23 protein-coding genes are annotated in these 20,582 nt (G+C 30.4%); 9 read left to right on the forward strand and 14 right to left on the reverse strand.

From position 1 onward, the window contains the following. Positions 1 to 27: 27 nt before the first annotated feature. From CPIN17260_RS07015 to CPIN17260_RS07045, 7 genes are read right to left on the reverse strand one after another with little or no spacing between them, the layout of a single operon-like run. The gene (locus CPIN17260_RS07015) at positions 28 to 294 is read right to left on the reverse strand and encodes a FlhB-like flagellar biosynthesis protein (RefSeq protein WP_069632319.1); all 267 of its coding nucleotides are present in this window, start codon (positions 292 to 294) and stop codon (positions 28 to 30) included. After that, on the reverse strand, positions 294 to 1,943 hold the full coding sequence (locus CPIN17260_RS07020) for a flagellar hook-length control protein FliK (protein ID WP_078440802.1): 1,650 nt from the start codon (positions 1,941 to 1,943) through the stop codon (positions 294 to 296). Before CPIN17260_RS07020 ends, CPIN17260_RS07015 begins: the two co-directional genes overlap by 1 nt. Positions 1,944 to 1,946: 3 nt before the next feature. Then, a complete protein-coding gene (locus CPIN17260_RS07025) occupies positions 1,947 to 3,185 on the reverse strand; it encodes an MFS transporter (protein ID WP_069638130.1) in 1,239 nt (412 codons plus the stop codon). Positions 3,186 to 3,207: 22 nt separating this feature from the next. Beyond that, positions 3,208 to 3,678 (reverse strand): hypothetical protein, encoded by a 471-nt coding sequence (locus CPIN17260_RS07030; RefSeq protein WP_069638137.1) that lies wholly within the window; start codon positions 3,676 to 3,678, stop codon positions 3,208 to 3,210. After that, positions 3,668 to 3,934 carry an AtpZ/AtpI family protein gene (locus CPIN17260_RS07035; protein WP_069638131.1) on the reverse strand — a complete coding sequence of 89 codons (267 nt, stop codon included), beginning with the start codon at positions 3,932 to 3,934 and terminating at the stop codon, positions 3,668 to 3,670. The genes CPIN17260_RS07030 and CPIN17260_RS07035 overlap by 11 nt, the downstream gene beginning before the upstream one ends. After that, complete coding sequence (gene hemL, locus CPIN17260_RS07040) at positions 3,934 to 5,211, reverse strand: glutamate-1-semialdehyde 2,1-aminomutase (protein ID WP_078440804.1); 1,278 nt, start codon at positions 5,209 to 5,211, stop codon at positions 3,934 to 3,936. Before hemL ends, CPIN17260_RS07035 begins: the two co-directional genes overlap by 1 nt. After that, positions 5,208 to 5,606 (reverse strand): c-type cytochrome, encoded by a 399-nt coding sequence (locus tag CPIN17260_RS07045; protein WP_069632313.1) that lies wholly within the window; start codon positions 5,604 to 5,606, stop codon positions 5,208 to 5,210. The genes hemL and CPIN17260_RS07045 overlap by 4 nt, the downstream gene beginning before the upstream one ends. A gap of 87 nt (positions 5,607 to 5,693) precedes the next feature. Here CPIN17260_RS07045 and folD point away from each other — a divergent pair, with 87 nt between their 5' ends. Genes folD through ychF form a run of 9 tightly spaced genes read left to right on the forward strand, consistent with a single transcriptional unit; the run spans position 5,694 to position 12,571 of the window. Beyond that, entirely contained in the window at positions 5,694 to 6,557 is an 864-nt protein-coding gene (gene folD, locus CPIN17260_RS07050) for a bifunctional methylenetetrahydrofolate dehydrogenase/methenyltetrahydrofolate cyclohydrolase FolD (protein ID WP_078440805.1), read from the forward strand. 21 nt (positions 6,558 to 6,578) lie between these two features. After that, positions 6,579 to 7,442, forward strand: a complete 864-nt coding sequence (gene lepB / locus CPIN17260_RS07055) for a signal peptidase I (RefSeq protein ID WP_078440806.1) — start codon at positions 6,579 to 6,581, stop codon at positions 7,440 to 7,442. Then, entirely contained in the window at positions 7,429 to 8,070 is a 642-nt protein-coding gene (locus CPIN17260_RS07060; protein WP_069632310.1) for a site-2 protease family protein, read from the forward strand. Before lepB ends, CPIN17260_RS07060 begins: the two co-directional genes overlap by 14 nt. 15 nt (positions 8,071 to 8,085) lie before the next feature. Then, the gene (gene rpiB, locus CPIN17260_RS07065; protein ID WP_069636298.1) at positions 8,086 to 8,529 is read left to right on the forward strand and encodes a ribose 5-phosphate isomerase B; all 444 of its coding nucleotides are present in this window, start codon (positions 8,086 to 8,088) and stop codon (positions 8,527 to 8,529) included. Continuing rightward, positions 8,529 to 8,858 (forward strand): hypothetical protein, encoded by a 330-nt coding sequence (locus CPIN17260_RS07070; protein WP_372236781.1) that lies wholly within the window; start codon positions 8,529 to 8,531, stop codon positions 8,856 to 8,858. The genes rpiB and CPIN17260_RS07070 overlap by 1 nt, the downstream gene beginning before the upstream one ends. A gap of 8 nt (positions 8,859 to 8,866) precedes the next feature. Then, positions 8,867 to 9,415, forward strand: a complete 549-nt coding sequence (locus tag CPIN17260_RS07075) for an adenine phosphoribosyltransferase (protein WP_069632307.1) — start codon at positions 8,867 to 8,869, stop codon at positions 9,413 to 9,415. After that, positions 9,416 to 10,024, forward strand: coding sequence for a DedA family protein (locus CPIN17260_RS07080; RefSeq protein WP_078387961.1), 609 nt, complete (start codon positions 9,416 to 9,418; stop codon positions 10,022 to 10,024). Further along, entirely contained in the window at positions 10,014 to 11,468 is a 1,455-nt protein-coding gene (locus tag CPIN17260_RS07085) for a leucyl aminopeptidase (RefSeq protein WP_078387962.1), read from the forward strand. The genes CPIN17260_RS07080 and CPIN17260_RS07085 overlap by 11 nt, the downstream gene beginning before the upstream one ends. Then, positions 11,468 to 12,571, forward strand: a complete 1,104-nt coding sequence (ychF, locus tag CPIN17260_RS07090) for a redox-regulated ATPase YchF (RefSeq protein ID WP_078440807.1) — start codon at positions 11,468 to 11,470, stop codon at positions 12,569 to 12,571. Before CPIN17260_RS07085 ends, ychF begins: the two co-directional genes overlap by 1 nt. 13 nt (positions 12,572 to 12,584) lie before the next feature. Here the strand turns inward: ychF and CPIN17260_RS07095 are convergent, their stop codons facing one another. From CPIN17260_RS07095 to selA, 7 genes are read right to left on the reverse strand one after another with little or no spacing between them, the layout of a single operon-like run. Continuing rightward, positions 12,585 to 13,142, reverse strand: a complete 558-nt coding sequence (locus tag CPIN17260_RS07095) for an ABC-type transport auxiliary lipoprotein family protein (RefSeq protein ID WP_078387964.1) — start codon at positions 13,140 to 13,142, stop codon at positions 12,585 to 12,587. Positions 13,143 to 13,145: 3 nt separating this feature from the next. Continuing rightward, complete coding sequence (locus CPIN17260_RS07100) at positions 13,146 to 14,054, reverse strand: MlaD family protein (protein ID WP_069632303.1); 909 nt, start codon at positions 14,052 to 14,054, stop codon at positions 13,146 to 13,148. After that, on the reverse strand, positions 14,044 to 14,793 hold the full coding sequence (locus tag CPIN17260_RS07105) for an ABC transporter ATP-binding protein (RefSeq protein WP_078440808.1): 750 nt from the start codon (positions 14,791 to 14,793) through the stop codon (positions 14,044 to 14,046). Before CPIN17260_RS07105 ends, CPIN17260_RS07100 begins: the two co-directional genes overlap by 11 nt. Continuing rightward, positions 14,790 to 15,896, reverse strand: a complete 1,107-nt coding sequence (locus tag CPIN17260_RS07110; protein WP_193431666.1) for an MlaE family ABC transporter permease — start codon at positions 15,894 to 15,896, stop codon at positions 14,790 to 14,792. Before CPIN17260_RS07110 ends, CPIN17260_RS07105 begins: the two co-directional genes overlap by 4 nt. A gap of 54 nt (positions 15,897 to 15,950) precedes the next feature. Next, positions 15,951 to 17,393: an acetyl-CoA carboxylase subunit A gene (locus tag CPIN17260_RS07115; RefSeq protein WP_078440809.1), complete on the reverse strand. Its 1,443-nt coding sequence runs from the start codon at positions 17,391 to 17,393 to the stop codon at positions 15,951 to 15,953. A 41-nt stretch (positions 17,394 to 17,434) separates the two neighbouring features. Further along, the gene (gene selB / locus CPIN17260_RS07120) at positions 17,435 to 19,258 is read right to left on the reverse strand and encodes a selenocysteine-specific translation elongation factor (protein ID WP_078387967.1); all 1,824 of its coding nucleotides are present in this window, start codon (positions 19,256 to 19,258) and stop codon (positions 17,435 to 17,437) included. Further along, positions 19,251 to 20,579: an L-seryl-tRNA(Sec) selenium transferase gene (selA, locus tag CPIN17260_RS07125; RefSeq protein WP_078440810.1), complete on the reverse strand. Its 1,329-nt coding sequence runs from the start codon at positions 20,577 to 20,579 to the stop codon at positions 19,251 to 19,253. Before selA ends, selB begins: the two co-directional genes overlap by 8 nt. Positions 20,580 to 20,582: the final 3 nt, after the last annotated feature.

The following is a 20,582-nucleotide window of genomic DNA, read 5'->3' on the forward strand; positions in this document are numbered from 1 at the left end:
TGGATTATATCATTTTTGTTTAAATTATCAAGACTTATTTGTCATTTTATACAAAAAGCTAAATATCTCAGCAACAGCCTTATATAAGTTTGATGGTATCTCTTGATTTACTTCAACCTTGCTTAAAATTTCTATAAGATCAGGGTCTTCTTTTATTGGAATTTTATGCTCTTTTGCTAAATTTATAATATTGTTTGCCACCTCGCCACTACCGCTAGCCATAACCTTTGGGGCATTATCTTTTTTCTTATTATAACCTAGAGCAACAGCTTTTTTCTTAATAATATTTGCCATTAAGCCTTCTTGTCAAAACCAAATTCAAGACCTGAAAAATCTTTAAATTTTGCAGCAATTTCATTTTTAGATAGCACCTTTAAATTAAAATTAGAAACAATTAAACCAAGTTTTGAGATAGAGATTTTAAGCTCCTTTGCTTCATTAAATATTATATCTTTAAGTGATTTTTGAGCAGTGGCGATAGATATATCTATATATTTTTTATCTATAAGTCCAACCATTATATTAACCTTGCCATATTGCTTAAAATTTAAATCTATTTGAGCATAATATCTATCTCTTTTGCCTTGCTTAAAAGCTATACTTCCACCATCAACCCCATCCCAAATATATGGCAAATATGTCTGAATTCCACCACCTATACTAGAAACCATTTGATGTATCTCTATCTGAGATAACATCTTTTCACTTATTTGATTTATCTGAGATGAGTTATTTAATCCTGCTGATTTTTCTTGTATAGAGAGCAAAGTGCTTTTTATATCACTACTAATTATTTTTGCGACATCTATGTTATTTTTTTCAATATTCATTATATCATTTGATGCTATTTTTAGCTGATTTGAGATATGTTTTATCTCTTTTAGTTTATTACTCGCATCACTTGCATTATTATCTATAAAAGTCAAACTAGCACTAAGTCTTCTTGCAGCACTTTGCAACTTAAACTGTAAATTTGAACTACTACCATCAAGCAAGTTATCAAAAGATTTTATAAGATTGATCTCATCTCCAATATTGTTTAATGATTTTAATGTATTTTGTATATCTTTTAAAGCTATTTTTAAATCTTTAAAATTTGAAGAAAAACCAGAAATTTGATTTAATTTTTCATTTGTATTCAAAGAGTTTATTTTATTATCAAGTTTTGATACAAAATCTTGCAATTTATCAACATAAAGCTTAACCTTATCTCCACTATTTTCAATATTTGTCTGAAATTTACTAAGAAATTTAGATATATTATCAAGCTTATTTACATCTGTTAATAAGCCTTTTATATTTGAATTGTTTAATGTTTTTAAAAGCGCCGTTTCTTCATTTTTTAAAATTTCTTTTAATTTCAAGAATGAATCATTATCGTTTAAATTTTCATTTTTTGATAAGGTTAAAATTTTATCAAGCAAATCATTATTTGAAAGATTTTTTATATCAAATAAAAGTTTATTTATAGAGCTTGGAAGCTTTTGCGGATTCAATGCTTCTTTTAAATTACCCTCAAGCATAACACCTGAGTTTCTTACCTGTTCGTTTAAAGTGGCGGTTTTTATATCAGCTATTGGTTTTAAAAATTCTTTTAATTTTAAAGCCAGATCTTTTAAAGCTGGATTGTTTTGTATGCTTTCATCATTTTCAATAAGCTTGGCGACATTTTGTATATCGTTTGCTAAATTTGGGGCTATCTTTGTATCTTTTACCATTTGCAAAATTTTGTTTGTCTGATTTTTGGTTTTTGCACCAGAAAGCTCATTCATAACTTTATTTATAAACTTATCTACATTTTCAAGCTCTAATTTATCTCTAGCAATAGTATCTTTTGTATTAGGCTGTGGTTGTTTTTTAAAAATTTGACCAGTCTGTTTTACATTTGTATTAAGACCGGTCTGATTGATACTATTTTGTATATTTGTTGTTATATCTGCCATTAATTAAATTTGCTTTGATTCTTGATTTTCATACTCTATATTTAACTCATCTATCACAGTTGTTTTAATAGTATGAGGGTTATAGCTTATTCTATCTTCTTTTGGTATACTCTCTTTTGTTAACGCAAATACTATAAGTATAAAAAGCAAAACAATATAAACATATATAAAACCAAAATTTCCAAAAAAATTCATAGCAAAACCAATAACAATAGATGAAACCAGAGAACCAAAAGAGTAGCTAAACAAAAGCGTTCTTCCGATCTCCATGCTTTTTGATTTATGCTCTAGCATATCATTTGCCCTAGCCAAAGATAAAACATAAAGACAAAAAATACCACCACCAAGAAAAAATGACAATATATATTGTAATACAATATTATCTCCAACAAATAAAAAACCAACCGATGCTAAAAAACCAACCAAAGAAGATGATATGATAGCAAACTTTCTACCAAGTGTATCTGATAAATAGCCCATAATAAACTGAGAAACAAATCCACCAAGCATAGCTATGGTCATAAAAAATGATACATTAGCCAAAGAAAAACCTTGCGACAGTATAAACAAACTTGCCATAGAGAAAAATCCATTTATTAAAACACCAGCAACAATACTTCCAACAAGCGCAAGTGGTGCTACTGAAAAAATTTTAGGAAAACTTGCATTTTGTCTTTGAGGAATAGCTGGTTGTCTTATCTTTGTTAAATTCAAAGGTATACTTGAAAGCATAATAAAAGCAGCCGATATTATAAAAATCTGAGTAGGTTTTAGATTTAAAGCTAAAATCAAAATACCCACACCAAAAGATACATAAAAAACTCCTTCATAAAAGGCTAATATTCTTGAGCGATTTTTATTTCTTGCCTTTTCATTTAACCAACTTTCTATAACAACTAAAAGGGCATAGTAACAATAACCTAAACACCCTCTTAAAAATGCCCAAAAATACAAATTTGTACCAAGCTCATATACCATAGAACAAACACCAAAAAACGCGCTAAAAATAGCAAATGAGCGAATATGCCCTACTTTTGAAATTATAATGTGAGATGTTAAAGTGCTAAGTATGGCTCCAACAAAAAAGCACGCATTTATAAGACCGATAGTCACATTATCAATATTCATTTGTTTAAGCAATGTAGAAAGAGAACTAACAACTAGTCCATTTCCGACAAATAAAAGACTCATACCCAAAAACAGAGGCATCATAGTCTTTATAATGCGTTTGCTATTTGACATTTCTATCCTTAAAATTTATTAATTATTTTGTTTCGTTTCTTTGTAAAAAACCAAGCACCAAAGCACCAATAGGCATCATACTTAAGCCAACAAGCAGCCCAAAAACATTTAAAACATCATGTCGTTTTAGTAAAAAAAATCCGATAACAAAAAAAGCATAGGCAAACAAACGATAAGGAACAAATGCCATATCTAAATTCATATCTTTTAGTCTTATTTTTTTTGTTTTTAACCTTCGCTTTTCATCTTCTAAACTTATATTATCATCAATCTGCTCTTCATCATCTTCATCAATCTCATCTAGTTTATTTTTGTCTTTTAACTTTTTTAAAACACGTCTCTTATAACTTTTATAACTAACAAAAGCTATAAAAATGGAACAAAAATATCCAATCTGAGAGCTATAAAAAAAATCATCAGCAAAAGCTAGTCCAAAACCACTAAGACATAACCAAAAAATCAAATAAATAATAAAAAGTTTTTTAAATTTCATTGTTGTCTTTTGAAAATTTATATCTATTTTCATCTTTTAATTCATCCAAACTTTTTATCTGCTGTTTATATGCCTTTTTGATATTTAAAACAGCTGCTGCGATACCAAATCCAACTCCAACCCAAAGCATAAATCCAAGTCCGGTAATATTTTTTAGCCACATACCAAGCCCTACTCCAATCAAAACAGCAACAACTATAGATATACCCAAACTAAGCTGCTCGGCTGCACCAACGATATCTTTTATTCTTGCCATTATTGAGTTATCTCCTTAAATGATTCATTTGCGGCATTTACGGCAAACTCTATATCTTCATCTGTCATAGTGGAGCAAACAAACCCTGTCTCAAACTGGCTAGGGGCTAGATATACGCCTCTGCTAAGCATTGCTTGGTGAAACAAAGCATACATTTTTGTATCACTTTTTAAAGCATCATCGTAGTTTAAAACTTCATTTTTATTAAAGAAAAATCCAAACATAGAACCACGGACATTTATCTGGATATCAACACCATATTTAGCTCCAGCTTGTTTAAAACCATTTATCAAGTTATTTGCCATAGTTTCTAATCTTTTATAAATTTCAGGATTTTCGTTTATCTTTTTAAGGCAAGCTATACCAGCGGCCATAGCCAAAGGATTTCCACTTAATGTTCCAGCTTGATACACAGCTCCATTTGGACTAAGACAATCCATTATCTCATCTTTGCCACCAAAAGCAGCGACATTCATGCCACCGCCTATCACCTTTCCGAATGTAATCATATCAGCAAGAACATCGTGATAAGGCAAAGAGCCAAACTCAGAAGCTCTAAAACCACTCATAACCTCATCAAATATTAACACCGCTTTATATTTATCGCAAAGTTTTCTTAAACCTTGTAAGAATTCCTTTTTAGCAGGAACTAAGCCCATATTTCCAGCTATTGGCTCTATTATAACAGCACCAATGCTTTGAGTTTTAAAAATATTTTCAACACTTTGCAGGTCATTATATATAGCTAAATGTGTGTCTTTTACTGTGTTTTCAGGAACTCCTGCACTTGATGCGTGAAGATAAGTAGTGGCACCACTACCAGCTTTTACCAAAAGTGCATCTGAGTGTCCGTGATAGCAACCTTCAAATTTTATAAGTCCATCTTTTTTCGCATAACCCCTAGCCACTCTTATAGCGCTCATTGTAGCCTCTGTGCCTGAACTAACGAAACGAATTTTATCTATGTTTTTAAATTTATCACATACTATTTTAGCAAGTGTAGTCTCATTTAGACTAGGAGCGCCGTAGCTGATACCATAGCTTAAAGCCGAACTTATAGCATTTTGTATATCTTTATCACAATGTCCAAATATAAGTGGCCCCCAGCTTTGTATAAAATCAATATATTTTTTACCCTCCACATCATACAAATAAGAACCATCTCCTTTTTGTATCACGATAGGATCCGCATTAACACTTTTAAAAGCTCTAACCGGAGAGTTTACACCACCTGGTATAAATTTTTTAGCTTCGTTAAACGCATCTTTATTTGTCATTTTTTATCCTTTAAATTTACTACATATTCATATAATATCTTGATCTCATCATCTGTTAAAAAATAGCTAGGCATTATACTATCTGATCTTGTTTTTTTTACAACACCCTTGCAAATAAAATTTAAACTTGTCTTTTTTAGAGCATTTTTAAAACAATCAAACTCTACATCATTTATACTAGGCGATGTAAGTTCTCTTGCTATAAGTTGTTTTGTTTTTTTATCTAGTGTTTTGTATTTTGCAATAACCATACCTTCGCCTTTATCTCCATGACAAAGATTACAACCTATACCCCTTGGATTTGAATAGAGCATCTTGGCATACTCTTTTTTTGTGATAAAATCTGTCCCGAAACAAAAATGCAAAAATGCAAAAAAAACAAAAACTATTTTCATTAACTTCCAAATTTCTAAATTTTTAAATAAATTTTAGGTATGATACAACTTTTGTGATTAAAAACGCTTTTAATTTAAGGAATTTATATGAAAATTTTAGATGGCAAAATAAGTAGTGCGAATGCAAAAGAGCAGATAAAGCACGAGACAGAAGTCTTAAAAAATATAGGAGTGGAGCCTGCACTTGCTGTTATCTTGGTTGGTGAAAACAAGGCTAGTCAAACCTATGTTGCCTCAAAAGAAAAAGCTTGCATGCAAACAGGAATAAAATCCATAATACACCGTTTGCCAGAAAGCACAACCCAAAGTGAACTTTTAGCACTTATTAATGTATTAAATTTAGATGATGGAGTGGATGGAATTTTAGTTCAACTTCCTTTACCAAAACACATAGACACAAATACTGTTTTAGAAAATATCAGATGCGATAAGGATGTTGATGGTTTTCACGCTATAAATGTCGGAAAACTAGCAAGTGGTTTTAAAGATGGATTTGTACCATGTACCCCTTTGGGAATAATGAATATGTTAAATGAGTATAACATTGATCCAGCTGGAAAAAATGCTGTAATAATCGGAAGAAGCAATATCGTAGGAAAACCTATGGCGAGCTTACTTTTAAACGCAAACGCAACAATAACCATAACACACTCTAAAACTAAAAATTTAAAAGAAATTTGTAAAAATGCGGATATAATAGTAGCTGCAATAGGAAAGCCTAATTTTGTAACTAAAGATATGGTTAAAGATGGTGCTATTGTTATTGATGTTGGTATAAATAGACTTGATGATGGCTCTCTTTGTGGAGATGTTGATTTTAAAAATGTAGCTGAAAAAACTAGCTATATAACTCCAGTTCCAGGCGGAGTTGGACCTATGACTATAGCAATGCTTTTAAAAAACACAATAAAATCAACACAAAATAGAGCCAAAAAACTTGGCTTAGTTTAATTTATAATTTGAAAGAAGTATATGAAAAAATTTTTAAGTAAGTTATATGATTTTTCTAGCTCTTGGACTGGAACTATAATAATTGTATTGTTTGTTATTTTCTTTATAGCACAGGCATTTGTAATACCTAGCGGTTCTATGAAAAACACTCTTCTAGTAGGCGATTTTTTATTTGCAAAAAAGTTTAGTTATGGAATTCCAATACCTAGAATACCTTGGCTTGAGATGAGAGTTTTGCCTGATTTTAATAAAAACGACCACCTCATAACCGATAAAGGCCCAAAAAGAGGAGATATCGTAATTTTTAGATATCCACACAATGAAAAAATACATTATGTAAAAAGATGTTTTGGTATCGGCGGAGATGAGATAATTTTTACAGAAAAACAAACTTTTTTAAGGCCAAAAGAAGGTGATGGTTTTATAAAAGCAAACTACAACAAAGATGACATAACAACACTAAATGGAAAGTTATTTGTAAAAGAGCCATATAAATTCCATGGCATACATTATGATAAAAATGCAAATATGTTTGAACAAATGATTTATTATTATAACTCAAAAAAACTTGCAATGACGCCAGTTGAAGTAAAAGAACTAGATAGTGCTATAAATGGACTTGCGTTTAATGCATTTTATGTAAAAGTGCCTGAAAGCGAGTATTTTATGATGGGCGACAATAGAGATCATTCAAATGACAGTAGATTTTGGGGAAGCGTTAAATATAGATATATAGTTGGTAAACCTTGGTTTGTTTATTTTAGCTGGGACAAGGACTACAAAATCAGATGGGAAAGAATAGGAAGATTTGTAGAGACCTTGGAAAACGATAAGCAAATAATAGACTCGGCTATAAAAGAGGATGACATAGATGGACTTTACTAATATTAATCTAGAAGAGATACTATTTTTACTTTTAGCGTTGATAATTGCAATAGTGGGACATGAGATAATGCACGGCTGGGTCGCTTATAAATTTGGAGACAGCACCGCAAAATCCCAAAATAGACTGAGTATAAATCCTATTCGCCATATAGACCCGATAGGAACTATTATACTTCCGGCTATACTTTATTTTAGTGGCGGTTTTTTATTTGGTTGGGCAAAACCAGTTCCTGTAAACATAAACGTAGTTATAAAAAATGGTGGTTATAAAGCTGGCGTATTTGTGGCACTTGCTGGCATATTTTACAATATCGTGTTAGCTATTTTTTCTCTTTTTGTGCTTATGAATTTTACAGAAAACTTAAATAATAGTACTGCAAAATTTTTATATATACTTTTTAATATAAATCTTTTTTTAGGTCTTTTAAATTTATATCCAATACCACCATTAGATGGCTCCAAGGCATTAACATATACGCTTTTACAATTTGGATTTAATAAAATAGCAAGTAAAATTTATTCGTTTGAAAGATATGGAATGGTAATACTTATTGTAATAATTATAAGCCCTATTTCAAAATATTTTTTTGCACCAATTGATTATATTTTTAAGTTATTTTTAAATTAGATATCGAGGAACATAATGAAGATAAATAAAATTTATATAGCAAGTGACCATGCTGGATTTGATTTAAAAGAGCGTGTAAAAGATTTTTTAAAATCAAAATTTGAAGTTATAGATTTAGGCACAAATAGTTCAGATGTTAGCGTCGATTATCCTGATTTTGCACATGAGTTAGCTTTAAAATTAAAAGATGATGATTATGGGATACTTATTTGTGGAACAGGGATTGGCATATCCATAGCTGCAAATAGACATGAAAATATAAGATGTGCTCTTTGCCATGATCATCTAGGAGCAAAACTATCAAGAGAACATAATAACGCAAATGTAATAGCATTTGGAGCAAGAGTTGTCGGAGATGAAGTTGCTTATGATATGCTAAATACATTTTTTAGCACAGAATTTGCAGGCGAAAGACACGAAAAAAGAGTAATAAAAATAAATTATAAAGAGAGTAGATAATGAGCGAATGGCTTTTTCTAACGGCTTTGATATGTGTTTGTTTATATCTTGTGGTAATGGTTTTTTATTTTAAAACATTACTCAAAAAAGAAAGAAGTACAAAAGATTTTATGAAAAACAATCTTCAAGATACTGAGATTGTGATAAGAAAACTTCAAATTCAGTTACAAAGAAGTTTAGGAAACATAGACATATTAACAGAAGAATTAAATAAAACGAAAAATGATGTTACATCACTTAGAACAAGAAATTCACAATACAGACTAGAAAATGACAAATTAAGAGGAAGAATAAGAGAACTTGAAGGAAAAATAGAAGCACTACTATAAGGAATAAAATGTTACGTTTAAACGAAGAAGAAAAAAAATATTTATTAGATTCTATTAGAAGTATAAAAGATTTTCCAAAACCTGGAATTGTTTTTAAAGATATTACAACTTTGTTAAATAATGCAAAGGCATTTGAGTTTTTAATGAACCATTTAGAGCAAAGATACAAAAGTTTTGATTTGGATTTCATAGTTGGAATAGAAAGTCGTGGCTTTATATTTGGCGCAGCTCTTGCTACAAGACTTGGAATCGGCTTTGTTCCCATAAGAAAACCAAAAAAACTACCATATATAACAATATCTCAAAAATATAGTTTAGAATATGGTGTAGATGAGGTTCAAATGCATATTGATGCTTTTGTAAACAAATCAGGCGCAAAAGTACTTTTAATAGATGACTTAATAGCGACTGGTGGAACGGCAAAAGCTAGTATAGAACTCATAAAACAAACAAATGCTAATTGTGTTGAAGCTTGTTTTTTAATAAATTTAAAAGATCTTGGTGGAGATAAAGAAATTTCAAAACTAACAAATATTTATAATATATTAGAGATTTAAATGGAAGAAATTTTCATTAACTTAATACATGACTATAGTTACATAATTATATTTATATGGTGTATGCTTGAAGGAGAAATGGCTCTTATAATGGCAGGAATATTATCTCATACTGGAGTTATTGTCTTACCATTAGCCATATTTGTAGCAGCACTGGGTGGCTTTGCTGGAGATCAGCTATATTTTTATATCGGCAGATACAACAAAAGCAAGATATCAAAAAAATTAAAATCACAAAGAAGAAAATTTGCCATAGCTCACCTGCTTATGAAAAAATATGGCTCTTGGATTATATTTATACAAAGATATTTGTATGGTCTTAGAACAATTTTGCCAATAAGCATAGGTCTTACAAGATACAGTGCTAAGAAATTTGCGTTTATAAATTTCATAAGTGCTTTAGCATGGGCTAGCATAACAATACTACCTTCATATATATTAGGTGATAAAATTATAAAAGTATTAGAACATTCAAAAAATCATTGGTATATAGCAATACCTTTGGTGATAATATTTTTGTCAATATTGATTTTTGCATTTAAAAAATTTGAAGATAATATTTTAAACAAAAGACATGAAATTAAAAAAAGGAAAAGAAATGAAATTTGAAATCATAAATCAGCCATTAGATCAAATTCAAGCTGATTTAACATTGGTTTTTGTAATAGACAAAAACTTAAAACATAAATTTATAAAAGATGAAAAAGAATTTGATTTTTTTGGGTTTGATGGTTCTGGAAGTGTTTTGATACAAAAAACAAAAACTCTTTATATTGGGATAGAAAATCTTGATTATGAAGAGCTAAGGCTTGGTGCTTGCAAGGCATTTGAAGCAGTAAAATCTTTGAATATAAAAAGCATAAAACTTGCATCTTATCTCTCAAAATGCCAAAAAATGAGTTTTCAAAGTATAGTTGAAGGATTTATTCTGGGAAGTTATGAATTTAACAAATACAAAAAAGAGAAAAAAGAATCAAAGCTTCAAAATATAATATTCTCAACACAAGAAGAACTAAACGATGAAACAGTTGATGCAAGCAAAGCTGAACTTGGTCTAAAAAATGGTCAAATAATAGCAAATGCAACAAACTTTACAAAAAATATCGTAAACGAAATACCAGAAATATATACTCCTATAAAAATGGCTAATGATGCTAAAAACCTAGCAAAAGAGCTAAAAAATGTAACCTGCGAAGTTTATGATGAAGAATTTTTGAAAAAAGAAAATATGAATGCATTTTTGGCTGTAAATAGAGCAAGTGTTCATCCACCTAGACTTATTCATATGATCTACAAACCACAAAATGCAAAAAAAAGGATAATATTTGTAGGAAAGGGACTTACATATGATAGCGGCGGTCTCAGCTTAAAACCAGCTGATTATATGGTAACAATGAAAGCTGACAAAAGTGGAGCCGCGGCAGCACTTGGTATCATAAAAGGGGCAAGTGAGCTTGAGCTTGATATAGAAGTACATGTTATACTTGGAGCAACTGAAAATATGATAGGCGGAAATGCCTATAAACCTGATGATGTTATTATGTCTCGTGAAGGTGTTAGCATAGAGATTAGAAATACAGACGCGGAGGGAAGACTTGTTTTGGCTGATTGTTTAAGCTGGGCGCAAGATTTTAAACCAGATACTTTAATAGATATGGCTACATTAACGGGTGCTTGCGTTGTTGGTCTTGGAGAATATACAAGTGGCATAATGGGAAATAATGAAGAATTAAAAGAGGATTTTAGAAAAAAAATATCAAAAAGTGGCGAATTAACTACAATTTTTCATTTTAATAAGCATCTAAAAGAACTTATAAAAACACCTATTGCGGATGTTTGCAATATATCTAGTTCAAGATATGGTGGTGCTATAACAGCTGGATTATTTTTAGATAAGTTTATAAGAGATGAAAATAAACAAAAATGGATGCACCAAGATATAGCCGGCCCAGCATATGTTCAAAAAGCTTGGGGATACAACCAACATGGGGCTAGCGGTGCTGGTGTAAGAATGAATTTATATTATCTAAATGAAATTGCGAAGGAGGCATAATGGGTTTAAGTGTAGGCATAGTAGGACTTCCAAACGTAGGTAAATCAACAACTTTTAATGCTTTAACCAAAGCTCAAAATGCTCAAAGTGCAAACTATCCATTTTGCACAATAGAGCCAAACAAGGCAATAGTTGCTGTTCCTGATAAAAGACTAAACGAGTTAGCAAAAATCGTAAATCCAAATAAAATACAGTATTCAACAATAGAATTTGTTGATATTGCTGGGCTTGTAAAAGGTGCTAGCAAGGGCGAAGGACTTGGTAATAAGTTTTTATCAAATATAAGAGAAACAGAGGTTATACTTCATATGGTTCGTTGTTTTGATGATGAAAACATTACCCATGTTGAGGGCAAAGTTGATCCGGTTAGAGATATAGAGATAATACAAACTGAGCTAATCTTAGCTGATATAGAACAGATAAATAAAAAAATAGAAAAACTAAACAAAGAAGCAAAAGCAAATATAAAGGGTGCAAAAGATAGCTTAGAAATAGCAAATAAACTTTTAGCACACTTAAATGACGGATTAAGTGCTAGTAGCTTTGATGAACGAGATAGTGATATATACAAGGCTTTAAATAAAGAGCTTAGGCTTTTAAGTGCAAAAGAAGTTATATATGGCGCTAACGTAGATGAAGGCTTTATAGCAAGTGATAATGAATATGTTACACAATTAAAAGAGTATGCAAAAAAATCAAACCATGAAGTTATAAAACTTTGCGCAAAGATAGAAGAAGAGTTAATAGGACTTGATGATGCTGAGGCTCACGAACTTTTATCATCACTTGGTGCTAGCGAAAGTGGGCTTGAAAAAATAATAAGAACATCATTTGCGAAATTAAATTTAATAAGCTATTTTACAGCAGGTGTTGTAGAAGTAAGAGCTTGGACTATAACAAATGGTTGGAAAGCTCCAAAAGCAGCAAGTGTGATACATAATGACTTTGAACGTGGCTTTATAAGGGCCGAGGTTATAAGCTATGATGATTATATAGCAAACGGAGGCGAAAATGGAGCAAAAGAAGCTGGCAAAATGCGCCTAGAAGGCAAAGACTATGTAGTTGTTGACGGAGATGTTATGCATTTTAGATTTAATGTCTAAAATGCAAAAAACACTATAAAATTTGTATCAAAAGTTCATCTATTATCTCATTGCTTGATTTATTTATAGCATTGAAGATAGTTGATGAACTTTTATCTTCAAAAGGATTTCTTTTTTCAATTATCCCTGATTTTAGCACTTTCTCATCTTGTTTTAACTCGTAAGCGATAGAAATTTCAGCATAATTATCTCTTGCATGCATTGCAAGCAATTTGGCACTTAATTTTAAATCACCCTTATTATAAGTAAAAACTGGTTTTGCATTGCAATTTGCATAAAACCCTTTTAATAATGCCTTATAAAACATCTCGCTAGGCAAAGAAGCATATCTTGCATCATTTAGATACTTTATCTGATTTTTATCAGTATAAACTAAAATTTGCCTAGTATCTACTAACTCTAAAGCCTTGACATTTTCTATATATATTTTTTTAGGATTTATTTTTGCTACACAGCCTTGTTGATTATAGTAAAACTCATATTTAATTGGTGCTTTTGCTTCTGTTTTAAAACTACACCCATAAATCAAAAAGACAAAAATAGCAATACAAAATAATTTTATTTTTATCATTTCCTACCTCTCCTTTACATCTTTAAAGAAAAACTCGTAAGGATTATCTTCAAGTCTATTTAATGTATTTCTTATCTGGCGTAATGTTTTTTCAAAATTTGTTAAAAATTCTTTAGTTTGATCAAGTGTTGGCTGAAGTGTTTGTTTAAAATCATACTCTCCACTACTCAACTTTGAGTTTAATTTTTCTTGGACACCATCAAAACCCCCAATAAGACCATTAAATTTTACAACCATATTGTTTGCATTATTAACTAAATTATTTAAATTAATAACAAGTTCATTAATTTTAGTATCTTTTATATTGGCAGATATCCCATTTAAATTTTTAAGTATTTCATTGATATTTTTAAGATTTGCTTCATCTGATAAGCTTTTTGTTAAAATATCTATATTAACAAGAGTAGTTTGCAAATGTTTTAAATTCTCATCCGATATAAGCTTATCAACATTAACAAACATATCGTTTATTCTATCACTTATATTTTGTGCCTTGTTTGTTAGTTGCGAAAAAATCCCCTCTTTTAAATTTATTATCTTATAATTTGTATCAAATTCCTCGCTTCCGCGACTTATATTTAAGGTTGATATTCCACTTACTATTTGATACTCAACATCAGCCAAACTATCTTTTTTGATAGGGACATCGCTTCTTATTTTTAAGGTTAGTCTGATTCTTTCTGGCACACTTTTTTCAAATTCTATTTTACTAACACTTCCAACAACAACACCAACAAACTTCACCTGAGACTCAACCCTTATACCAGAAGGAAGCTCATCAGCTACAATATAATACTCTTCATAACTTATATTTTTATCAGAATCACTCATCCACCACATAAAAACAGCAAACAAGATAATACAAAGTGTAAAAAACAATCCAACTATGGTATATGAGTTTCTATTTTCCATTATTTTTCCTCATTTTAAATAATTCTTCAAGAGGGTTTACATCTATTCTTTCAAGCTCTTTTAAATTTCCCTCAAAAGCTATCTTTTTATTATCAATAATCAAAAAACGATCCAATATATCAAATATAGAATCAGCATCGTGAGTAACCATAACAATAGTTATACCAAGGCTGTCTCTTAAACTACAAACAAGCTTATCCATCTCACGACTACTAACCGGATCAAGACCACTATTTGGCTCATCCAAAAATAAAACCTTAGGGCTTAGCACAAGCGCCCTAGCAAGAGCTGCTCGTTTTTTCATACCACCACTAAGCTCAGCTGGATATAAAAAAGCAGCTTGTTTTTTAAGTCCTACTTTTTGTATCCAAAACATAGAAATTTCATCTATCTGAGACTGCTTAAAATCAGAATATTCTTTTAACATAACTCCAACATTTTGCAATATATTCATAGAACCAAACAAAGCACCAAACTGAAACATACTACCACAGCTTAGCTTTATATCTTTGATTTGTTCTTGCGAGCTATTCCATATATCTTTTTGTTCAAAAAATATATTTCCATTATCTGGTTTTTTTAGATACATCATAGTTTTCATTAGAGTGGTCTTACCGCTTCCACTTCCACCTAAAAAACCATAAATTTCAGACTGATTTATCCCCCAACTAACATTATCGTGTATGGTTGTATTCCCGTATCTGGTTGTTATATCAACACCTCTAAGTATATTTTTCATATTCCATACCACATAAAAAATATAGCAAAAACAGAATCAAGAGCTACAACACAAAAAATGGCATTTACAACACTTGTTGTAGTTTTTTCGCCCAAACTTTGAGCATTTTGATTTACCTCAAAACCTCTTAAGCAACCTATTATTGCTATCATGGCTCCAAAAAAAGGTGCTTTTATCATACCAACCCAAAAATGCTTTAAATCAACACTATCCCTAAATCTGCTAATATACTCACTAAAATCTATATCTAAAATATTTTTAGAAACAAGCATTTGCCCTAAAATACTTACACCATCGGCGAGAAAAATCACCAAAGGCACAGATAAAACCATAGCCATAACCCTAGGAAAAACTAAAACAGCAACGGGATCAAGCCCCATAGTTTTCATAGCATCTATCTCTTCTGTTATTTTCATAACACCAATTTGCGCAGCAAAACTAGAAGATGAGCGACCAGCTATAACTATAGTTGCTATCAAAGGAGCAACCTCTCTGAGAGTTAAAATACCCATAATATCAACGATAAAAATACTTGCACCAAAATTAGCAAGCATTGCGCTTCCTAAATAAGCTAAAACTATACCTATCAAAAATGAAGTTAAAAGCACTATAAAAATAGCATTAATCCCGCCGTCTTTTATATAATTACTTAACTCTTTTAAGCGAAAATTTTTTGGATTGTAAAAAGAACATAGACTTTTTACTAAAAACTCTCCAAAAAAACTACAAAAACAAAGCATAGAATCAACAACCACTAAAACTTTTTTGCCAATTGTCTGTATTAAATTTAAGCCTTTACTGTATTGTTTATGCTCAGAGTGAGATTCTTGCTGTCTAACAAAATCAAAAATTTTAATAATATTATCATTTTGATTTATAAACTTAACATTATTGTATTTTGATAAGAATATATCAAGCAAGATAGCAACCGAATAATCAATACTGTTAAGGTTTGAAAAATCAATTTGTATATTTTTGTATTTTTTGATGCCAAGCAAAAACACATTTAACTCTTTTGCGTTTTTGTATGTCAAATCACCATTTAAATAAATCGTAACAAAATCAGCATTAGCTTGTATTTTGACATTTTGTTTTATATTCAATTTTTACCTTTATTAAACATAAAAAATATTTTATCAAAAACAAGCTAAATTTTATTATTTACCATAAACTTTTCTATGCTTGTTTATAGCTTGATTAATGGCTGTTTTTAGCTCTTCTTCTCCACCATGAGTACTGTCATGAGTATTTTCAAGTATAGAGTTTAGATTTTTTTCAACATAACTTGTATCAAAAAATCCTCGCCTAAACTCACGAGATTTACTAATAGCAAGCAAGAAAGGTATAATAGTCTGGACACCCTCTATCGTAAATTCTTCAAGTGCTCTTTCAAGTTTATTTATCATCAGATCATAATCAGTTGCTTTTACTATAAGCTTTGCAACCAAAGAATCATAATAAGGTGGGATAGTATAGTCTTTATATGCATGACTATCAACCCTAACAGATGGTCCGAGCGCTGGATAATAACCTAAAATTTTACCTGGCGTTGGAATAAAGTTTTGCCAAACATTTTCAGCAGTTATCCTTGCTTCTATAGCATAACCTTGAGGTTTTATATCGCTTTGCTCAAGTTCTAGTATCTCCCCTGCAGCTGTTCTAATCTGTCTAACAACCAAGTCAACTCCCGTTATCTCTTCTGTAACTCCATGTTCAACTTGTATTCTTGTATTCATCTCCATAAAATAAAATTGATTATCATCATCTAATAAAAACTCTATAGTTCCTACATTTGAATACCCAACAGCTTTTGCAGCAGCCACAGCTGTAACACCCATAATTTTACGTAAATTTTCACTTATAGAAGGACAAGGGGCTATCTCAATAATCTTTTGATGTCTTCTTTGTATAGAACAATCTCTTTCACAAAGGTGTATTATATTGCCATAATTATCGCCTAAAATTTGAAACTCAATGTGCCTTGGATTTACAACAAGTTTTTCCATAAAAACTTCATCGTTATTAAAATAAGCTTTAGCCTCTCTCTTACAAGAGTTGTAAGCATCTTCTAGCTCATCTTCTTTAAAAACTTTTCTAATACCTCGTCCGCCACCACCACCGCTGGCTTTTAATATAACCGGATATCCAATCTTTAAAGCATATTCTTTTATCTTCTCCATAGGCTCATCATTTAATTTTTCTGTGCCTGGAACTATTGGAATTCCATTTCTTTTCATCAAATATCTTGCAATATTTTTATCGCCCATTTTGCGAATCACATCAGATTTAGGACCAATAAAAACAAGTCCAGAATCCTCAACAAGTTTTGCAAACTCATAATTTTCACTTAAAAATCCATACCCAGGATGTATTGCATCAGCGCCACAACTCTTAGCGATTTCTACTATAGATTTTGCATTAAGATACCCTTTTATGGGTTCATCGCCTATCATATGAGCTTCATCAGCAATCTTAACATGCAAGCATTCAGCATCTGGTTTTGTATAAATGGCTACACTTTTTATGTGCAAATCTCTACAAGCACGAACTATCCTAACAGCTATTTCCCCACGATTTGCTATAAGAATTTTATGAATCATAAAAACACCTCCGATTTTATAAACATATAAAAATTAATAAATTAATTATCCCTAAACACCCTATTTTGTCCATTTTTAATTATATCACTATCTAAATCAAGTTTTTCAAGATATGCAATTATATATTTTCTACTTAAATTAAGTCTATTTTTTGCATTTTGAACATTTACAAAACCATCTTCTTTTATTAAATTTTTTAGATATTTAAGCACATCTGAAAGATTTTTGGATGTTATAAAAAGATTATGTGCAAGTCTTATAACACGACCATTTGCTGTTAATTTTTTTAATGCATTATCTCCGCTTAACCTGTCTATTTCAAGTTCATCATATATATTATAAGGTGCTTTTGGAGCAAATTTATCATTATCTAAAATTTTATAAATTTCATCTTCTAACTTGATTTTTAACTCACTAAAATCAACACCTTTTTTTGTATAAACTCCACTATTTTTTTCAATAATATCGCTATTATAAAGCTCATCTATACAAGACTGGGTTAGCTTTTCACTAGCCCAACCAAGCTTTAAGCTTATACTGGAAGCTGAAAAAACAGCGAATTTATTTTTGTCTATTATAAACTTAATAAACTCTGTTATTCTATATTTTACTGCTTCATCATAGACATTCAAAGCATCTTCATCCACAAAACTATTAGGTAAAGTTTTTGCTATATCAAGAGCTTGTTTATGGGTTAAGTTAAATCTTTGAGTAGAGCTTATAAGTCCAAATCCATTTTTATGGGTAAGCTTTAAAATTTCAAAAACCCTTTTAAAATCAAGATTATTTAAAGCTACCAAAAGAGCTATCTTGCCTTGTTTTTTCATAGGTTCGCTTATAGGATTTAAAACTCTTCCACCGCCTATAACACGGCCATTTAAAAGCAAAACAAACGGCTCATTAAATATCAAAAACATATCTTTTTCAAATTTAAAACTTACAAATTTATCTTTTTCATCACTTAAAACAACGGCTTTTGCTGCTACTTGTTTTGAACCAACACAAAAAGTTAAGTTTTGATTGTGCTTTAAATCATCCGCAAAAACTATAGCATCAGCCTCTTTAAATCCCCTAAAAAAGCCTTTTTTACTAAGAAGCTGTCCTTTTTTAAGTTCACTAAGTTGCACTCCTGTTAGATTAAGAGCGGCTCTATTGCTAGTTGTTGCAAAATCTTCGTTTTTATCATGAAGCTGAATGCTTCTAACACTCACATCCTTGGCTATATCATAATCAAAAAGCTTATCTCCAACACTAACTTTTCCACTAATAACACTACCAGTAACTACAGAGCCTATACCTTTTATACTAAAAACCCTATCTATATAATAACGAAAAACTCCATCTGCATCTCTTTTTTTTGGTTTTAATGTAAAGAGATATTTTTTTAATTCTTCTATTGTATTTAAATCTTTTATACTTGTATGAAAAGTTTTTAAAATATTTAAACTCATGCTGTTTTTAATGTATTCTTTTGCTTTATTTTCTAAGCTATGTATTGTATCACTATCAACTAAATCAATCTTTGTAACAACCAAGATAACATCTTTAACACCCAATAAACTCAAAACATTCATATGCTCTTTTGTTTGTGGCATTATCCCATCATTTGCGGCAACTACAAGCATACAAGCATCGAAAGCAAAAGCGCCACTTATCATTGTTTTTACTAGATTTTCGTGTCCAGGAACATCTATAAAGGCTATATTTTTATTATTGTTTTGCAAGTTTGAAAAACTTAGGTCTATGGTTATGCCCCTACTCTTTTCTTCTTCTAAAGAGTCGCCATCAAAACCATTTAAAGCTCTTATTAAAGATGTTTTTCCGTGGTCTATATGCCCCGATGTTCCTATTATAAGACTATTCATTTTCAAGCTCATTTATTATTTTTATCAAATCATCGACATCTTTATAAAGTATACTTCTTAAATCAAAAATAAAACTGTTATTTTCAATCCTTCCAATAACATTTTTTTCTCTATATTTTTGTTCATTTTTAATAGCATTACCACTAATAGCTAATGCCACGCTAGGTATATTTTTATTTGGCAAACTACCACCACCAACAAAGGTTGTAGTTTTTAAAATTTTAAGTGGTTTTGATAGTTTTGAGTTTATCAAATTAGCCAAATCAAATAAATCGTTTTCTTTTTTGTTTATTAAATTAATTGTAGTTATAAGATTTAATTCTTTATTTATATAAGCTTTAATACTTTCGCAAAGTATACTCAGAACAACCTTATCAACCCTTAGCATTCTAAGAAGTTGATTTTTGCGAAGTTTTGATATAAGCTCTTTTTTTCCCAAAATAATACCGCTTTGAACAGAACCAAAAAGCTTGTCGCCACTAAAACTAACCAAGCTAACTCCATCTTGAAGCACCCTTGAAATACTTGGCTCATCCTTGCTTAAATTATATCCAAGCTCATTTACATAACCACTTCCAAGATCATAATAATCAATAAGCCCATTTTCTTTTGCAATATTACTAATATCCCTAATAGCAACACTTTGAGTAAAACCAACTATATCAAAGTTTGATTTGTGTGCCTTAAAAAGCATATTTGTATCTTGTGTGATTGCATTTTTATAATCATCAATATTTGTTTTATTTGTTGTGCCTACTTCTTTTAAAATAGCTCCCGAGTTTAACATAACATCTGGTATCCTAAAACTACCGCCTATTTCAACAAGCTCGCCTCTGCTAACAACAACTTCTTTGTTTTTTGCAAATGTATTTAGTATCAAAAAAACAGCACTAGCATTGTTATTTACAACCAAAGCATCTTCGCAACCAAATAAAACCTTGCACAAATTAGAGACATAATCATACCTATTGCCACGAGAACCACTTTGTAAATCAAACTCTAAATTCGAATAAAAGCATATTACATCTTTTGCTCTTTTTAAAATTTCTTCATCAATAATGCTTCTTCCTAGATTTGTATGCATAACAACACCGGTAGCATTGATTACTTTTTGAAATGAAAACCTTTGAAACTCAGCATATCTTTGAGAAATTTCATTTATTATTTCATCTTTTGATAATGATGGCTTTTTTTGTATTATAAGTTTTCTTTGTTCATCCAAAACCACCCTTGATATTGTTGCTAGCAATGGTTTTGAATAAAGCTTAAACTCTTCAAGATTTAAAATCTTATCAACTTGCAAAAGGTCTTTAAAATCCATCAA

The organism is Campylobacter pinnipediorum subsp. pinnipediorum (assembly GCF_002021925.1).
Lineage (GTDB): Bacteria > Campylobacterota > Campylobacteria > Campylobacterales > Campylobacteraceae > Campylobacter_A > Campylobacter_A pinnipediorum.

Coding starts and splice junctions, on each gene's coding strand:
- CPIN17260_RS07030 (WP_069638137.1), bottom strand. CDS start 3,678: ATGAAATTTAAAAAACTTTTTATTATTTATTTGATTTTTTGGTTATGT.
- rpiB (WP_069636298.1), top strand. CDS start 8,086: ATGAAGATAAATAAAATTTATATAGCAAGTGACCATGCTGGATTTGAT.
- CPIN17260_RS07080 (WP_078387961.1), top strand. CDS start 9,416: ATGGAAGAAATTTTCATTAACTTAATACATGACTATAGTTACATAATT.
- lepB (WP_078440806.1), top strand. CDS start 6,579: ATGAAAAAATTTTTAAGTAAGTTATATGATTTTTCTAGCTCTTGGACT.
- CPIN17260_RS07015 (WP_069632319.1), bottom strand. CDS start 294: ATGGCAAATATTATTAAGAAAAAAGCTGTTGCTCTAGGTTATAATAAG.
- CPIN17260_RS07020 (WP_078440802.1), bottom strand. CDS start 1,943: ATGGCAGATATAACAACAAATATACAAAATAGTATCAATCAGACCGGT.
- CPIN17260_RS07025 (WP_069638130.1), bottom strand. CDS start 3,185: ATGTCAAATAGCAAACGCATTATAAAGACTATGATGCCTCTGTTTTTG.
- selA (WP_078440810.1), bottom strand. CDS start 20,579: ATGGATTTTAAAGACCTTTTGCAAGTTGATAAGATTTTAAATCTTGAA.
- CPIN17260_RS07105 (WP_078440808.1), bottom strand. CDS start 14,793: ATGAAAAATATACTTAGAGGTGTTGATATAACAACCAGATACGGGAAT.
- CPIN17260_RS07070 (WP_372236781.1), top strand. CDS start 8,529: ATGAGCGAATGGCTTTTTCTAACGGCTTTGATATGTGTTTGTTTATAT.
- hemL (WP_078440804.1), bottom strand. CDS start 5,211: ATGACAAATAAAGATGCGTTTAACGAAGCTAAAAAATTTATACCAGGT.
- selB (WP_078387967.1), bottom strand. CDS start 19,258: ATGAATAGTCTTATAATAGGAACATCGGGGCATATAGACCACGGAAAA.
- CPIN17260_RS07075 (WP_069632307.1), top strand. CDS start 8,867: ATGTTACGTTTAAACGAAGAAGAAAAAAAATATTTATTAGATTCTATT.
- CPIN17260_RS07060 (WP_069632310.1), top strand. CDS start 7,429: ATGGACTTTACTAATATTAATCTAGAAGAGATACTATTTTTACTTTTA.
- CPIN17260_RS07115 (WP_078440809.1), bottom strand. CDS start 17,393: ATGATTCATAAAATTCTTATAGCAAATCGTGGGGAAATAGCTGTTAGG.
- CPIN17260_RS07095 (WP_078387964.1), bottom strand. CDS start 13,142: ATGATAAAAATAAAATTATTTTGTATTGCTATTTTTGTCTTTTTGATT.
- CPIN17260_RS07085 (WP_078387962.1), top strand. CDS start 10,014: ATGAAATTTGAAATCATAAATCAGCCATTAGATCAAATTCAAGCTGAT.
- ychF (WP_078440807.1), top strand. CDS start 11,468: ATGGGTTTAAGTGTAGGCATAGTAGGACTTCCAAACGTAGGTAAATCA.
- CPIN17260_RS07045 (WP_069632313.1), bottom strand. CDS start 5,606: ATGAAAATAGTTTTTGTTTTTTTTGCATTTTTGCATTTTTGTTTCGGG.
- folD (WP_078440805.1), top strand. CDS start 5,694: ATGAAAATTTTAGATGGCAAAATAAGTAGTGCGAATGCAAAAGAGCAG.
- CPIN17260_RS07035 (WP_069638131.1), bottom strand. CDS start 3,934: ATGGCAAGAATAAAAGATATCGTTGGTGCAGCCGAGCAGCTTAGTTTG.
- CPIN17260_RS07100 (WP_069632303.1), bottom strand. CDS start 14,054: ATGGAAAATAGAAACTCATATACCATAGTTGGATTGTTTTTTACACTT.